The sequence below is a fragment of the Paracoccus binzhouensis genome (assembly GCF_016446475.1).
Classification (GTDB): Bacteria; Pseudomonadota; Alphaproteobacteria; order Rhodobacterales; family Rhodobacteraceae; genus Paracoccus; species Paracoccus binzhouensis.
The window spans coordinates 57200-71609 of the sequence record NZ_JAEHFP010000003.1 but is presented as its reverse complement, the minus strand read 5'-3'; the positions used below and the strand labels follow the sequence as shown (position 1 = coordinate 71609).

At 68.1% G+C, this 14410-nt stretch carries 14 protein-coding genes; 4 read left to right on the top strand and 10 right to left on the bottom strand.

Features of this window, described 5'->3' with window-relative positions; all coding sequences use genetic code 11:
* Window positions 1-14: 14 nt before the first annotated feature.
* The 4 genes from I9P22_RS02245 to trpA all read right to left on the bottom strand — a co-directional run bounded on the left by I9P22_RS02245 (window position 15) and on the right by trpA (window position 3921).
* The gene (locus tag I9P22_RS02245; protein ID WP_199257780.1) at window positions 15-608 is read right to left on the bottom strand and encodes an NADPH-dependent FMN reductase; all 594 of its coding nucleotides are present in this window, start codon (window positions 606-608) and stop codon (window positions 15-17) included.
* 242 nt (window positions 609-850) lie between these two features.
* A complete protein-coding gene (locus I9P22_RS02240; RefSeq protein ID WP_199257779.1) occupies window positions 851-2380 on the bottom strand; it encodes a VOC family protein in 1530 nt (509 codons plus the stop codon).
* A gap of 12 nt (window positions 2381-2392) precedes the next feature.
* Window positions 2393-3010, bottom strand: coding sequence for a glutathione S-transferase family protein (locus tag I9P22_RS02235; RefSeq protein ID WP_199257778.1), 618 nt, complete (start codon window positions 3008-3010; stop codon window positions 2393-2395).
* A 113-nt stretch (window positions 3011-3123) separates the two neighbouring features.
* Complete coding sequence (trpA, locus tag I9P22_RS02230; RefSeq protein ID WP_199257777.1) at window positions 3124-3921, bottom strand: tryptophan synthase subunit alpha; 798 nt, start codon at window positions 3919-3921, stop codon at window positions 3124-3126.
* Between the two features lie 125 nt (window positions 3922-4046).
* On the opposite strand from trpA, the gene ychF reads away from it, so the two are divergent.
* Both ychF and I9P22_RS02220 read left to right on the top strand, forming a co-directional pair.
* The gene (gene ychF / locus I9P22_RS02225) at window positions 4047-5144 is read left to right on the top strand and encodes a redox-regulated ATPase YchF (RefSeq protein ID WP_199257776.1); all 1098 of its coding nucleotides are present in this window, start codon (window positions 4047-4049) and stop codon (window positions 5142-5144) included.
* A 193-nt stretch (window positions 5145-5337) separates the two neighbouring features.
* The gene (locus I9P22_RS02220; RefSeq protein WP_199257775.1) at window positions 5338-6270 is read left to right on the top strand and encodes a Hint domain-containing protein; all 933 of its coding nucleotides are present in this window, start codon (window positions 5338-5340) and stop codon (window positions 6268-6270) included.
* Between the two features lie 42 nt (window positions 6271-6312).
* On the opposite strand, the gene I9P22_RS02215 is transcribed toward I9P22_RS02220, so the two are convergent.
* Both I9P22_RS02215 and I9P22_RS02210 read right to left on the bottom strand, forming a co-directional pair.
* A complete protein-coding gene (locus I9P22_RS02215) occupies window positions 6313-6744 on the bottom strand; it encodes a hypothetical protein (protein WP_199257774.1) in 432 nt (143 codons plus the stop codon).
* A gap of 122 nt (window positions 6745-6866) precedes the next feature.
* Window positions 6867-7556, bottom strand: coding sequence for a GntR family transcriptional regulator (locus I9P22_RS02210; RefSeq protein WP_199257773.1), 690 nt, complete (start codon window positions 7554-7556; stop codon window positions 6867-6869).
* 154 nt (window positions 7557-7710) lie between these two features.
* On the opposite strand from I9P22_RS02210, the gene I9P22_RS02205 reads away from it, so the two are divergent.
* A complete protein-coding gene (locus tag I9P22_RS02205) occupies window positions 7711-9060 on the top strand; it encodes a glutamine synthetase family protein (RefSeq protein WP_199257772.1) in 1350 nt (449 codons plus the stop codon).
* On the top strand, window positions 9060-10364 hold the full coding sequence (locus tag I9P22_RS02200; protein ID WP_199257771.1) for an NAD(P)/FAD-dependent oxidoreductase: 1305 nt from the start codon (window positions 9060-9062) through the stop codon (window positions 10362-10364). The genes I9P22_RS02205 and I9P22_RS02200 overlap by 1 nt, the downstream gene beginning before the upstream one ends.
* Window positions 10365-10367: 3 nt before the next feature.
* On the opposite strand, the gene I9P22_RS02195 is transcribed toward I9P22_RS02200, so the two are convergent.
* The 4 genes from I9P22_RS02195 to I9P22_RS02180 form a co-directional block, all read right to left on the bottom strand.
* Window positions 10368-11486, bottom strand: coding sequence for an NAD(P)/FAD-dependent oxidoreductase (locus tag I9P22_RS02195; protein ID WP_199257770.1), 1119 nt, complete (start codon window positions 11484-11486; stop codon window positions 10368-10370).
* 63 nt (window positions 11487-11549) lie between these two features.
* Window positions 11550-12464 carry a CbbX protein gene (cbbX, locus tag I9P22_RS02190; RefSeq protein WP_199257769.1) on the bottom strand — a complete coding sequence of 305 codons (915 nt, stop codon included), beginning with the start codon at window positions 12462-12464 and terminating at the stop codon, window positions 11550-11552.
* A 70-nt stretch (window positions 12465-12534) separates the two neighbouring features.
* Entirely contained in the window at window positions 12535-12924 is a 390-nt protein-coding gene (locus I9P22_RS02185; RefSeq protein WP_199257768.1) for a ribulose bisphosphate carboxylase small subunit, read from the bottom strand.
* A gap of 11 nt (window positions 12925-12935) precedes the next feature.
* Complete coding sequence (locus I9P22_RS02180) at window positions 12936-14399, bottom strand: form I ribulose bisphosphate carboxylase large subunit (RefSeq protein ID WP_199257767.1); 1464 nt, start codon at window positions 14397-14399, stop codon at window positions 12936-12938.
* Window positions 14400-14410 lie beyond the last annotated feature (11 nt).

Here is a 14410-nt window from a genome sequence, read left to right as displayed (position 1 = left end):
TCGACCTGCCCGCCTCAGGCGGTCTTGGCGCGCTGCGCCATGGTTGCCTCGGCCCACCAGGCCAGTTCGTCCAGCATGGCCTCCAGCGCCGGCAGCAGGTTCGCCTCGACCTCGGCCATCTCGCCATTGGCACCCAGCGGCGAGACCTTGAAGAAATCGCCGCCGCCCAGATGCACGGCATTGCGCAGCGGCACCATCTGCAATTCGACGGCGATGCCGCGCAGATGCTCGATGGCGCGGGCGGCGCCGACGCCGCCATAGCCCATGGCCGCCGCCGGCTTGCGGTTCCATTCCTTGTAGGCCTGGTCCAGCGCGTTCTTCAGCGAGCCGCTGACCGAGTGGTTGTATTCCGAAGTCACGAAGACATAGCCGTCGAACTCGGCCAATTTCTGCTGCCATCTCACCGCCCGCGGATCCTGCGACGGCACCCAGAGGTTCGAGGCGACCTCGTCGAACAGCGGCAGGTCGTAATCGCGCAGGTCCACCAGCTCGAAGCTCATGTCCTTGCGCTTCTGTGCATTCTCAAGCAGCCAGGCGGCCGGCTTGTCGGCAAAGCGCGCGGCGCGGGTCGAGCCAATGATGATGGCGATATGCGGTTTCTTGCTCATGGTCTGGTCCTTCGTGCTGGTCTTGCGGGCCGGTCGCGGCCGCGGGCCTGATTGTCGTGGTCTCAAGCTGGCCGCGGCGCGGCCTTCGGGCAAGCCAACCGGAATCGGAAGCCGCGTTCGGAAATCGGAAACAGCCCGCCGGAAAGGAACAGGCTGGCCTCGCGACCCGCCTGTCGGTCTTCTCTGTTCCATGAATACTCATGCGACAGGGCCGAGGGTCGCCGCGCCGCCGGCCCGGAACCTCAGCCGCGGCCCAGCCAGTCGGCGGCCAGCGTCAGGTCCTCGGGCTGAAGCTCGTGCCCCGCCTCGATGGTCCGCGCCTCCAGCGCCGCGCCGCCGTCCTGCAAGGCGCGCTCCAGCGCCGGGGCCATGCGGGCAAAGGGGTCGCGGGCGCCGGTCAGCATCAGCACCCGGCTGCCGGCCAGGGCCTGTGCGTCCAGCGCCGGCGGCTGCTCCAGAACCTGCACGGCGCGCAGCAGAACCGCGCGGCGGACCAGGCCGGGATGCAGCTGCATGACCGCGCCCAGCAGGTTCGCGCCGTTGGAATAGCCCAGGCAGGTCAGCGCCTTGGGGTCCAGCCCATAGGCCCGCGCCGCCTCGTCGATGAAGCCGGCAAAGGCCGCAGCCTCGGCGCGGATGTCCTCCTGGTCATAGGTCACCGCGTCGTATCGGCGGAACCAGCGGTTGATGCCTTCCTCGGTCGAGCGGCCGCGGACGCCCAGCAGCGTGGCGTTCGGCGCCATGCGATGGGCCAGCGGCATCAGGTCGGATTCGTTGCCGCCGGTGCCGTGCAGCAGCAGCATGGTGCTGCCGTCCGGGTTTTCCGGGCGGTGGAAGCGGTGGATGAAATGCAGATCGCGCATCGGGCTCCTTTCCTCGCCCGGCAGGGCGAATTGCGGCAGGATCACGCGCAGGTCCTCGGCGCGGGCCGCGTCATGGGGCGGGACGAACAGCGTCTCGCCCAGGTGCTCGGCCGCCTCGTCCACGGTGAACCCGGGGGCGTCGGTGGCATATTCCAGCAGCGTCCCCGCCGGCTCGCGCACATAGAGCGACAGGAAATATTTCCGGTCATGCACGCTGGTCGCGTCGGTATCCTTCAGCGCCAGCCGCATCCGGCGCACCGCATCGGCGTCCGGCGCCCGGAAGGCGACGTGATCCAGGATGCCGGTGCCGGGAATGCCCGGAAAGAAGCCGGTGGCGTCGCGGATGTCGACGACATCCGTGTCCGATTCCATGCGCTGCACCGCGCCCTCGGTCGCGCCGGGGCGATAGCCGAAGCGGGTCAGGAAATCCCGCGTCGCCTGCGGCTGCTCGGTCAGGATGGTGACGCCGCGCAGCCGCGTCGGCGCGATCGGGTCGGGCAGGCGGGCCGCGGCGGCCAGGTCCGCCCCCACCAGCTTGACGATCACGCCATCGGGATCCTTCAGCCGCAGCACGGTCTCGCCCCGTTCGCGCAGCGGTCCCTCGACCGGCACGCGCGCAGTCATGGCGCGGGTCAGCCAGTCGCCGATGCTGGCGGGCGGCACCGCCAGCGCGATCTCGGCCACCTGGCTATGGCCGACCCGGCCCGGCGCCCCGTCCTCCCACACCAGGAAGGTGACGAGCGAGCCGGGCGAGCCGAGCGTGTCGCCATAGAACAGGTGCAGTTGCTTGGCATCCTCGAACCCGCCCGTGCGCTTGACCAGACGCAGACCCAGGAAGCCGGCGTAGAAATCGACATTGGCCTGCACCCGGCGGGTAATGCCGGTGACGTGATGGATGCCGGTGGGCATGGCGTTTTCTCCTCAGGCGCCCTCTTCGCGGGCAAGGACGGTCTGCACGGCCGGATCGGCCGCGATGCGGTCATGCAGGGCCTGCACATCGGCCCAGCCCTGGGTTTCCTCGGGCAGCAGTTTCGCGGCCCAACGCAGCATCGGAAAGGCATAGGCGTCGATCACCGAGCGGCGGCCTAGGATCCAGTCGCGCCCCTCCAGATGCGCATCCAGCAGCGCCAGCCGCTTGCGGACCAGCTTGCGCGCGGCCTCCTGCACCGCCTCGCGGTCGGCCTGCTCGCGGCTGGTGGTATAGCGCTGCGGCGTGAACAGCGGGAAGAAGGCCGGATGCAGGTCGCCGGTGAAGAAGCTGGACCAGCGGTCGAGCTCGGCCTGCGCCCGCAGGCCGTCGCCGCCGGCCAGATCGGCCTCGGGATGCTTGCGCGCCAGATGGTGCAGGATCGCGCCCGCCTGGGTCAGGGTCCAGCCGTCATCCTCGCGCAGCACCGGCACGGCGCCGGCCGGGTTCACCGCCAGCAGTTCGGCCGAGCCGAATTCGACCGCCACCGCCTCATAGGGCGCCTGGATCCATTCCAGCACGATATGGGGCGCGAGCGAGCAGGCGCCGGCATGGTAGAACAGGGTGGGCATGAAATCCTCCGTCTTGCGATGCGTCCAAGATAGCGTCGCGCCGCGTTTCCCCAACCGACAAAGGCGGGAACGCGGCGTTCTGCATCATCGAACGCGCCGGGCGGAGGATCGGTTCAGGCGCTATGCGCGCCGCGCGCCAGGTCGGCGACGAAGGACAGGATCTCGGGCACCGGGCGGCCCTCGCCGATCAGCTTGACGATGGCCGAACCCACGACGCAGCCATCGGCCACGCCCGCCACCGCCTGCGCCGCCTCGGGGGTCGAGATGCCGAAGCCGACCACGACCGGCAGTTTCGCGCTGGCGCGGATGCGGGCCACTTCGGGCGCGACCTCGGCGGCATTGGCGGCGGGACCGCCGGTGATGCCGGTGACCGAGACGTAATAGACGAAGCCCGAGGTGTTCTTCACCACGGCGGGCAGGCGGCGGTCGTCGGTGGTGGGCGTCGCCAGGCGGATGAAGTTCAGCCCGGCCTCGCGTGCCGGCAGGCACAGTTCGGCATCCTCCTCGGGCGGCAGGTCGACGACGATCAGCCCGTCCACGCCGGCCTCGACCGCCTCGGCGATGAAGCGGTCCACGCCGCCCTTGCGGGCATAGATCGGGTTGTAATAGCCCATCAGCACGATGGGGGTGGCATCGTCGTCCCGGCGAAAGGCGCGCACCATGTCCAGCACCCGGCTGACGCTGCCGCCGGCCGCCAGCGCGCGCTGGCCCGCCGCCTGGATGGTGGCGCCGTCGGCCATCGGGTCGGTGAAGGGCATGCCCAGTTCGATGATGTCCACGCCCGCGCCGGGCAGGCCGCGCATGATCTGCAGCGAGGTGTCGAAATCCGGGTCGCAGCCCATCATGTAGGCGACGAAGGCCTTGCCGCCGGTTTCGGCCAGCCGCGCGAAAGTGTCGTCGATTCTGCTCATGCGCCCCGTTCCCTCATGGTCCGCCCAGCCCTAGCCCGCGCCCGGGGCAAGATCAACGGCCCGCCACTGGACTCGGGCGACGTGGCCCCATAATAAGCGCGGAAATCCGGGAAAAGGGGTGCATCATGGGCTTTCGCATGGGGATCGTCGGCCTGCCGAACGTGGGCAAATCGACGCTGTTCAACGCGCTGACGAAAACCGCCGCCGCGCAGGCCGCGAACTTCCCCTTCTGCACCATCGAGCCGAATGTGGGCGAGGTCGCGGTGCCCGATCCGCGGCTGGACAGGCTGGCCGAGATCGCCGGTTCGAAGCAGATCATCCCGACCCGCATCACCTTCGTCGACATCGCCGGGTTGGTGAAGGGCGCCAGCAAAGGGGAAGGGCTGGGCAACCAGTTCCTGGCCAATATCCGCGAAGTGGACGCCATCGCCCATGTTCTGCGCTGCTTCGAGGATGGCGACGTGACCCATGTCGAGGGCCGCGTCGATCCCATCGCCGATGCCGAGACCATCGAGACCGAGCTGATGATCGCCGACCTGGAATCGGTCGAGCGCCGGCTGGCCAATATCGCCCGCAAGCTGAAGGGCGGCGACAAGGAGGCCGTGGCGCAGGAAAAGCTGCTCAAGGCCGCGCAGGCGGCGCTGGAATCCGGCAAGCCCGCCCGGACCGTGCAGGTCGCGGACGAGGACCGGAAAGCCTGGGACATGCTGCAGCTGCTGACCGCCAAGCCGGTCCTGTTCGTCTGCAATGTCGAGGAAGACAAGGCCGCCACCGGCAACAGCCAGTCCGAGCGCGTGGCGCAGATGGCGGCCGAGCAGGGCGCCGGCCATGTGGTGATCTCGGCCAGGATCGAGGAAGAGATCAGCCAGCTGCCCGCCGAGGAGGCCGGGATGTTCCTGGAGGAGATGGGCCTGCACGAGGCCGGCCTCGACCGGCTGATCCGCGAGGGCTACAAGCTTCTGGGCCTGGAGACCTATTTCACCGTCGGCCCCAAGGAAGCGCGCGCCTGGACCATCCACAAGGGCACCCTGGCCCCGGCAGCGGCGGGCGTGATCCATGGCGATTTCGAGCGCGGCTTCATCCGCGCCGAGACCGTCGCCTATGACGATTACGTCACCTACAAGGGCGAGGCCGGCGCACGCGAGGCCGGCAAGTTCCGCGTCGAGGGCAAGTCCTATGTGGTGCAGGACGGCGACGTGCTGCATTTCCTGTTCAACGCCTGATTGCTTGGATTCAATAACCTTTCCTTTAGGTTGAGTGACGCTGCGGCATCGCCGGATCCGGCCTTTATTCTGCACGATCTGGCCTGAACCGCTCGGTCGGAACCGTTAGGATGTTGACCGCGCCGCCCAGGTCGGGGGGCGTGCTTCACGCGCTGTCTGAAGAAGTCTCAACACAACGGAAAAGGGCCAGACCATGGCGGACTTCACGATCAATGCGAATGGATTCGGATCGTTTTATGAAAATGTCGGAAACAACGGCACCGACGACACGGTGACGGTAAATATCGGGCCGGGGTTCAGCGGCGCGATCACCGTCGATTCGCAGCCTTCCGACGAAGAAATCGACAATACTGTCGTCAACCTGCCCGAGGGCTGGTCGCTGCAGGTGGACAATCTTGCCGAGGATGACGCCGAGAGCCCGTCCTACAAGGACTGGTCCTATCGCGTCATCAACAGCGACGGCCAGGAGGTCGGCACGCTGAGCATCCGCAGCAACGACATCCAGGGTGCGCCCTGTTTTTGCCGCGGCACCCTGATCGAGACGCCGAACGGTCCCGTCGCCATCGAGACGCTGGCGGCCGGCGACCTGGTCATGACCCGCGACCATGGCCCGCAGGTGCTGCGCTGGATCGGCAGCACCCGGCTGTCGGCCCTGCAACTGCTGCGGGCCCCGCATCTGCGGCCGATCCGCATTCGGGCGGGCGCGCTTGGCGCAGGCCGGCCGGTGTGTGATCTGCTGGTCTCGCCGCAACACCGGATTCTGGTGCGGTCCTCGATCGCATGCCGCATGTTCGGCGCGGCCGAGGTGCTGGTCGCGGCCAAGCAGCTGCTGGTGCTGGACGGCATCGACATCGCCGCGAACTTTGACCAGGTCGAGTATTACCACATGCTGTTTGACCGGCACGAGGTGGTGATCTCGAACGGCGCCGAGACGGAATCGCTCCATACCGGGGCCGAGGCGCTGAAATCGGTCGGACCAGCCGCCGCCGCCGAGATCTTCGCCCTGTTCCCTGAACTGCGGGACAAGGATTTCCGGCCCGAGGCGGCGCGCGTGCTGCCCAGCGGGCGCCGGGGCCGCAAGCTGGCCATGCGGCACCTGCAGCACCGTCGGCCGCTGGTCATGTGAACCGCAGAGGGCCGGGTCACACCCGGCCCCTGCATATGTCTTTCAGTTCGAGAAGGCGTTGATCAGTTCCAGCACCGCCAGGATTCGGCGGGTGCTGCTGTCCACGCGATAGATCCGATCATCGTCGCGGTAATAGTCCCAGCCGCGGCGCTGTTCCAGCGCATAGCGGTGCGGGTCGCCGATCAGCCGGTAATCGCCGGCGCGCAGATATTCGCCCGCCCGCGGATAGCGGCGGGCATGCTTGCGGGCCTGGCCGGGCGGCACGCAGGCCCGGTCCTTCTTCATCAGTCCCGGCGGGCAGTGCCAGCGGACCTCATGGCGGTGATGGCGGCGGCGGTCGTCGTCGTGGCGCTGGTGGTGATGGCGCTCGTGCCGGTCATGCCGGTCGCGGCCGCGATCCCGGTCGGCCAGCGCGGGGGTGGCAAGGCTGCCGGCCAGCGCAAGGATCAGGGCAAGCCGGAGGGGGCGTTTCATTCTGGATCTCCATCGCAGGGCTTCTGATGGAGAATAACGCGCAGGCAGCCGCGGGTTTAGCGGCGATGCCGCGAAATTGCAGGCTGGCGGCGGCCATGCGCGACAAGCCGCCGATCCCGGGCTCAGCGATGCGTCCGGGCTTGCGCCAGCATCATCCGGCCGGCGCGGATCGAGCCGTCATGCACATCGGCCTCGATCGCCACGCAAAGCGCCGGCAGGTCGCGGGCCCGCATGGCGGCCAGCATCTCCTTGTGACGGTCGGCGGCGGTGATTCCGGACAGATGCTCGATCGCCTGGCGCTGGAAGGGGCCCAGCTGCAGCCAGACGCTCTCGATCAGCGGCATCGCCGCCTGGTCGGGATTGAGCCCGTAAAGCATCTTGTGGAAATCCTGGTTCAGCCGCGTCAGCCCGTCGAGATCATCGCCGGCCAGCGCGGCATCCATGGCCGCGTCGATCCCGGCCAGCCGGTCGATGGCGATGTCCGAGAGCCAGGGGAAGGCGCGGCCGGCGGCATGGGTTTCCAGCGCGATGCGCAGCTGCACCAGTTCCTCGAACCGGCCCGGCGTCATCTCGGGCACCCGCAGCCGGCGGTTGCCCAGCACCTCGATGGCATGTTCCGAGCTCAGCCGCCGCACCGCCTCGCGGATCGGCGTCGGGCTCAGCCCCATCTGCTCGGCCAGGCCGCGAAAGGTCAGCGCCGTGCCGGGCCGCAGCGCGCCGACCATGACCGCATTGCGCAGCCGGCCATAGGCATATTCCTGCGTCGTCATCGCCGCGTCGCGCGGGATCTCGGGAAGCAGGGGCTGGACCATGGCGGGCGCTCGGGCAGGGGCAGGGGCAGGGGCAGGGGCAGGGGCAGGGGCGGCCAGAATGACGCAGGTGCCGACTTGACTCAAGGCATTAATCCATCACATCATAAGAAATGCTATCACAAAATTTCGTATGTGATCTTCAAGGAGCGCGATCATGACAACCGTGGATGCCACGGCCTGGCTTGCCGACCGGCCGGAGATCGAGACGATCTTCGCCTGCATCTGCGACCTGAACGGCGTGATGCGCGGCAAGCGCGTGCCGGTCGATCAGCTGGACAAGATCACCTCGGGCGCGCTGCGCATGCCGCTGTCGCTGCTGGGCATGGATATCTGGGGCGAGGATATCGAGGGCAACGAGCTGGTCTGGGATACCGGCGATGCGGACGGCATCTGCGAATTCACCGGCCGGCCGCTGAGCCCGGTGGACTGGACCACGCGGCCGGCCGCCTTCGCCCAGCTGTGGATGCGGCAGGAAGACGGCACGCCCTTTCCGGGCGACCCGCGCCGGGCGCTGGCCGCGGTGGTCGAGCGCTACAAGGCGCGCGGCCTGACCCCGGTGGTGGCGACCGAGCTGGAATTCTACGTCGTGGATCCCTCGGGGCCGGTGCCGCAGCCGCCGCGTTCCCCGATCACCGGCAAGCGGCTGGATTCGGACGGCGCGCTGTCTCTGGACGAGTTGCAGCATTTCGACGCCTTCCTGAACGAGGTCTATGACTGCTGCGCCGCGCAGGGCATCCCGGCCGATGCGGCGATCTCGGAAAACGGCGCCGGGCAGTTCGAGATCAACCTGCTGCATGTCGCCGACCCGCTGGAGGCCGCCGACGACGCGGTGCTGTTCAAGCGGCTGGTGCGCGGCATCGCCCGCAAGCACGGCTTCGCCGCCACCTTCATGGCCAAGCCCTATGGCGAGCGGGCCGGATCGGGGATGCACGTGCATTTCTCGCTCAACGATGCCGAGGGCCGGAACGTCTTCGACAATGGCGGCGAGGAGGGGACCGGGATCCTGCGCCATGCCGTTGCCGGGCTGATCCGCACCATGCAGGAAAACGCGCTGGTCTTCGCGCCGCATGAAAACAGCTTCCGCCGGCTGCTGCCCGGTGCCCATGCGCCCTCGGCCGTGGCTTGGGGCTATGAGAACCGCACCGCCGCCATCCGCATCCCCGGCGGCAGCCCCAGGGCGCGGCGGATCGAGCATCGCGTGGCCGGCGCAGACGCCAATCCCTATCTGGTGCTGGCCTCGATCCTGGGCGGCGCGCTGCTCGGCATCGAGAACCAGTGGGAGCCGCCGCCGCCCATAACCGGCGACGCCTATTCGCTGGATCTCGACTCGCTGCCGCCCGACTGGGCCTCGGCCATCGAGGCCTTTTCGCGCGGGGCGCTGGTCGAGCGCATCTTCAGCAAGCGGCTGCGGCGCATGTTCGTGCAATGCAAGCAGCAGGAGTTGCGCCGCTTCACCCGCCACGTCACCGAATTCGAATACCACTCCTATCTCGAGGCCGTCTGATGCCCGCGACGTCCTATGCCGGCAGCGGCGCCTATCCCGCCAGCTATTACGCCGCCTCGGCCAATCCCGCGCCGCTGCGCCCCGCGCTGACCGGGCTGCACGAGACCGAGATCTGCGTCCTCGGCGCCGGCTATACCGGGCTTTCGACCGCCCTGCACCTGGCCGAAAAGGGCTACAAGGTCACGGTCATCGAGGGCGCGCGCATCGGCTGGGGCGCCTCGGGACGCAATGGCGGGCAGATCGTCAACGGGCTGAATGCCAGCCTGCAGACCATCGCCCGGCGCTACGGCCAGGACACGGCGCGCTTCGTCGCCGGGCTGGTCATGGAGGGCGGCGACATCATCCGCGAGCGCGTCGCGACCTATGACATCCGGTGCGACCTCAAGCCCGGCAACGTCTTTGCGGCGCTGACCGGCGCGCATATGCGCGAGCTCGAGGCCCGCTGGACGCTCTGGCGCAGCTACGGCATCGACAGCCAGGAGATGCTCGACGCCGCCCGGATGCAGGACCATGTCGTCACCGACCGCTATGTCGGCGGCATGATCGACCACAAGGGCGGGCACATGCACCCGCTGAACCTGGCCCTGGGCGAGGCCGCGGCGCTGGAAAGCCTGGGCGGCACCATCTTCGAGATGTCGCCTGCGATCTCGGTCGATCACGAGGCCGCGGCCCCCCGCCTGCGCACCGCCACGGGCGAGGTCCGGGCCAGGGTGCTGGTGCTGTGCGGCAATGCCTATCTGGGCCATGTCGTGCCGGCGCTGGAACGGCGGGTGATGCCGGTCTCGACCCAGATCATGGCGACCGAGCCGCTGGGCGAGGCGCGGGCCCGCGCCCTGATGCCCTCGGATGCCTGCGTCGAGGACGTGCGCTACATCCTCGACTATTTCCGCATGTCGGCGGATCACCGGCTGCTGTTCGGCGGCGGCACGGTCTATGGCGGCGCCGATCCCCGCGACATCCAGGCCAAGCTGCGGCGCAACATGCTCAAGGTGTTCCCGCAGCTTGGCGGGGTGCGGATCGACCATGCCTGGTCGGGGAATTTCGCGCTGTCCTTCAGCCGGGTGCCGCAGATGGGCCGGATCGGCGCAAACACCTATTTCGCCCATGGCTATTCGGGCCATGGCGTCACCGGCAGCCATACCTTCGGCCGCATCCTGGCCGAGGCGATCCACGGCGACAGCACGCGCTTCGACACCTTCGCCGCCGTGCCCTGGATCCCCTTTCCGGGCGGGCGGATGCTGCGCGTGCCCTATTCGGTGATCGGCTCCTGGTGGTATGGGCTGCGCGACCGGCTGGGGATCTGAGCATCAGGCCGGGGCGGTGCAAAGCGCCGCGACATGCTCGGCGATCGCCAGCGCGGCGGTCAGGCCGGGGCTCTCGATGCCGAACAGGTTGACCAGCCCCGGAATGCCGTGAAAGGCAGGGCCGTCGATGCGGAAATCCGCCGGCGGCTCGCCCGGCCCCGACAGCTTGGGCCGGATGCCGCAATAGGTGGCGGCCAGGGCGTCGCGGGGCAGGGCGGGCCAGTATTTGCGGATCTCGGCCTCGAAATGCGCGCGCCGGGCCGCGCTGACCCGATAGTCGATGTCCGGGATCCACTCGACATCCGGCCCGAAGCGCATCGCCCCGGCCAGGTCCAGCGTCAGGTGGACGCCCAGCCCGCCGGGTTCGGGAACCGGATAGATCAGGTGCGAGAAGGCCGCCCGGCCCGGCAGGCCGAAATAGCTGCCGCGCGCGTAGCGCGTCTGCGGCACCGATGCCGGATCCAGGCCCCGGATGGCCCGTGCCACCTCCGATGCGGCCAGCCCCGCGGCATTCACGAACAGCCGCGCCCCCAGCCGGTAGCGCGCGCCACTGGCCGCATCGCGGCTCTCGACCACGAAGCGGCCGGTCCCGGCCTCGACCGCAGCGACCGGGCTGTTCGGGCTCAGCACCGCGCCATGCGCCTCGGCCTCGCCCAGCAGCGACAGCATCAGCGCATGGCTGTCGACGATGCCGGTCAGCGGCGAATGCAGCGCCGCATGGCAGGACAGCGCCGGCTCCATCGCCATCGCCTCGCGTCCCGGGATCAGCTGCAGCGCGCCGGCACCGGCGGCCATGGCGCGGTCGCGGATCGTCTCCAGCATCGCCTGCTGGTCGGGGGTGGTAGCGACGATCAGCTTGCCGCAGCGCCGATGCGGCACGGCATGTTCCGCGCAATAGGCATAAAGCAGGTCGCGGCCGCGCAGGCACAGCCGGGCCTTCAGACTGCCGGGCGGGTAATGGATGCCGGCATGGATGACCTCGGAATTGCGCGACGAGGTTGCGGTGCCGAAGGCCGCCTCGGCTTCCAGGATCAGCACCTCGATGCCGCGCAGCGCCAGGGCGCGGGCGATGGCCAGGCCGACCACCCCGGCCCCGGCGACGACGCATTCCACCTGTTCCACCCGCGCCCCCCTCGCATCGCTGCCCGACAGGCATAGCGGGTTCCGGCGCGGGCCTCCAGCGCCTCAGCCGCGCAGGCCGTCGACGTCCAGCCCGCCCGAGAACACCCGGCTCGCCCGCAGATCGGCGCCGGTGATGGTGGAAAGCGCCTGCGCATCGACCGGGGCGTCGCCGGAAAACAGCCGGTTCGCCTGCCGCAGCCGGGCCCGGTCCAGGGCGTTGCGGATCGAGCGCGCATTGGCGAAATGCGGCTGCTCGCGGCGCAGGCGGATATAGTCCGCCATCGCCTCGCGACCCGAGGCGTCGAAGGCATAGCCCTGGCCCTCGAGCATCGAGGCCGAGATCCGCGCCAGTTCCGCGTCGGTATAGTCGGGAAACTCGATGTGATGGGCGATGCGCGACCGGAAACCCGGATTGGCCGAGAAAAAGCGGTCCATCCGGTCGGCATAGCCGGCCATGATCACCACCAGGTCGTCGCGGTTGTTCTCCATCACCTGCAGCAGGATCTCGATGGCCTCCTGGCCATAGTCGCGCTCGTTGTCGGGCTTGTAGAGGTAATAGGCCTCGTCGATGAACAGCACGCCCCCCATGGCCTTCTTCAGCACCTCCTTGGTCTTGGGAGCGGTATGGCCGATATATTGCCCGACCAGGTCGTCGCGGGTGACGCTGACCAGATGGCCCTTGCGCACATAGCCCAGCCGGTGCAGCAACCCGGCCATCTTCAAGGCTACCGTCGTCTTGCCGGTGCCGGGATTGCCGGTGAAGCTCATGTGCAGGGTCGGCACCTCGTAGGCCAGCCCCAGCTCGCGCCGCGCCCGGTCCACCAGCAGCAGCGCCGCGGTCTCGCGGATCCTCTGCTTGACCGGCGCCAGCCCGATCAGTTCGCGGTCCAGCTCGTCCAGGATCTCGCGCACGCCCGAGGATTCATACTCGGCCTTCAGATCGACCGTGGCGGTTTTCTCGCTCACATCGCCATCCATCGGGCTTTCTCCGTTTTCCAAATACTCTCGGGGGTCCGGGGGCAGACAGCCCCCGGTCGCGGCCGTGCCATCAGCCGATGAGCTCATGCGTATAGCGGATATGCCGGCCGTCGGCCTCCATCCGCCAGGTCCGGAAGCTCGGCTCCGACTTGGGCCGGTTGACGATGAAGGACATCATCACCGTCTCCCATCCCCGGGTGCTGTCGAAGGCGTTGATGCGGATATAGCTGTCGCCATGCGCCTTGCGGCAGTCGTCCAGCTCCATCATCACGCCCTTGGCGTCCCGGAGGTCGAACATCGGATTGCCCCACATCTCCCAATAGGTGTTGCGGGGATGCGGCTCGTCGGTGAACTCGATCCCGACCGCCCAGTCCTTCGACAGGATATATTCGACCTGGTCGCGGATCTGCTCGTCCGTGAGGTCGGGCAGAAAGGAAAAACAGCCCTGAGTGATACGCATGTGATCCTCCCTTAGCTGACGGACGCGGTCGGAACGAAGTCCGAGGTGTCGGTCGAGGTATAGTTGAAGGTGATGTTGCCCCAGGTATCCAGCGCCGCCTCCAGCGGCTTGCACCATTTGGCGGCGCGGCGCAGGACTTCCGGGCCTTCGGTTGCGATGTCCACGCCCTCGTTGCGGGCCAGGACCATGGCCTCCAGCGCCACGCGGTTCGCGGTGGCGCCGGCCTGGATGCCCATCGGGTGGCCGATGGTGCCGCCGCCGAATTGCAGGACCACGTCGTCGCCGAACAGGTCCAGCAGCTGGTGCATCTGCCCGGCATGGATGCCGCCCGAGGCGACGGGCATCACCTTCTTCAGGTTGCCCCAGTCCTGCTCGAAGAAGATGCCGCGCGGCAGGTCCACTTCGTTCACCATCTCGCGGCAGACGTTGTAATAGCCCTGCACGGTCAGCGGATCGCCTTCCAGCTTGCCGACCGCGGTGCCGCAATGCAGGTGATCGACGCCCGCCATGCGCAGCCATTTGGCGATGACGCGGAAGCTGATGCCGTGATTCTTCTGCCGGGTATAGGTGCCGTGGCCGGCGCGGTGCATGTGCAGGATCATGTCGTTCTGGCGGCACCAGTTCGAAATCGACTGGATCGCGGTCCAGCCGACGATCAGGTCCACCATGACAATGACCGAACCCAGCTCCTTGGCCAGTTCGGCGCGGCGATACATCTCCTCCATCGTGCCGGCGGTGATGTTGAGGTAATGGCCCTTGACCTCGCCGGTGGCGGCGGTGGCCTTGTTGACCGCCTCCATGCAGTAGAGGAAACGGTCGCGCCAATGCATGAAGGGCTGTGAGTTGATGTTCTCGTCGTCCTTCATGAAGTCGAGCCCGCCCTTCAGCCCCTCGTAGACCACGCGGCCGTAGTTCTTGCCGCTAAGGCCCAGCTTGGGCTTGGTGGTGGCGCCCAGAAGCGGGCGGCCGAACTTGTCCAGCCGCTCGCGCTCGACCACGATGCCGGTGGGCGGGCCGCCAAAGGTCTTCATGTAGGCGACCGGAAAGCGCATGTCCTCCAGCCGGGCGGCCAGCAGCGGCTTGAAGCTGAACACGTTGCCGATGATCGAGGCGGTAACATTGGCGATCGAGCCTTCCTCGAACAGGATCAGGTCATAGGCGACATAGCAGAAATACTGTCCCGGCTGGCCCGGCACCGGCTCGACCTTGTAGGCCTTGGCGCGATACTGGTCGCAGGCGGTCAGCCGGTCGGTCCAGACCACGGTCCAGGTCGCGGTCGAGCTTTCGCCGGCTACCGCCGCCGCCGCCTCGACGGGGTCCACACCGTCCTGCGGGGTGATGCGGAACAGCGCCAGGATGTCGGTATCCTTGGGCTGGTAGTCGCCATCCCAATAGCCCATCTGGGCGTATTTCAGCACGCCGGCGGCATAGCGCTTCTTCTTGTCGGTGATCTCGGACTTGCTCAGCTCGTTCATCAGGCTTCCTC

What these genes read in the sequence shown, in the direction of transcription:
- I9P22_RS02245 (WP_199257780.1), bottom strand. Translation starts at nt 608, where the DNA reads ATGAGCAAGAAACCGCATATCGCCATCATCATTGGCTCGACCCGCGCC.
- I9P22_RS02240 (WP_199257779.1), bottom strand. Translation starts at nt 2,380, where the DNA reads ATGCCCACCGGCATCCATCACGTCACCGGCATTACCCGCCGGGTGCAG.
- I9P22_RS02235 (WP_199257778.1), bottom strand. Translation starts at nt 3,010, where the DNA reads ATGCCCACCCTGTTCTACCATGCCGGCGCCTGCTCGCTCGCGCCCCAT.
- trpA (WP_199257777.1), bottom strand. Translation starts at nt 3,921, where the DNA reads ATGAGCAGAATCGACGACACTTTCGCGCGGCTGGCCGAAACCGGCGGC.
- ychF (WP_199257776.1), top strand. Translation starts at nt 4,047, where the DNA reads ATGGGCTTTCGCATGGGGATCGTCGGCCTGCCGAACGTGGGCAAATCG.
- I9P22_RS02220 (WP_199257775.1), top strand. Translation starts at nt 5,338, where the DNA reads ATGGCGGACTTCACGATCAATGCGAATGGATTCGGATCGTTTTATGAA.
- I9P22_RS02215 (WP_199257774.1), bottom strand. Translation starts at nt 6,744, where the DNA reads ATGAAACGCCCCCTCCGGCTTGCCCTGATCCTTGCGCTGGCCGGCAGC.
- I9P22_RS02210 (WP_199257773.1), bottom strand. Translation starts at nt 7,556, where the DNA reads ATGGTCCAGCCCCTGCTTCCCGAGATCCCGCGCGACGCGGCGATGACG.
- I9P22_RS02205 (WP_199257772.1), top strand. Translation starts at nt 7,711, where the DNA reads ATGACAACCGTGGATGCCACGGCCTGGCTTGCCGACCGGCCGGAGATC.
- I9P22_RS02200 (WP_199257771.1), top strand. Translation starts at nt 9,060, where the DNA reads ATGCCCGCGACGTCCTATGCCGGCAGCGGCGCCTATCCCGCCAGCTAT.
- cbbX (WP_199257769.1), bottom strand. Translation starts at nt 12,464, where the DNA reads ATGGATGGCGATGTGAGCGAGAAAACCGCCACGGTCGATCTGAAGGCC.
- I9P22_RS02185 (WP_199257768.1), bottom strand. Translation starts at nt 12,924, where the DNA reads ATGCGTATCACTCAGGGCTGTTTTTCCTTTCTGCCCGACCTCACGGAC.
- I9P22_RS02180 (WP_199257767.1), bottom strand. Translation starts at nt 14,399, where the DNA reads ATGAACGAGCTGAGCAAGTCCGAGATCACCGACAAGAAGAAGCGCTAT.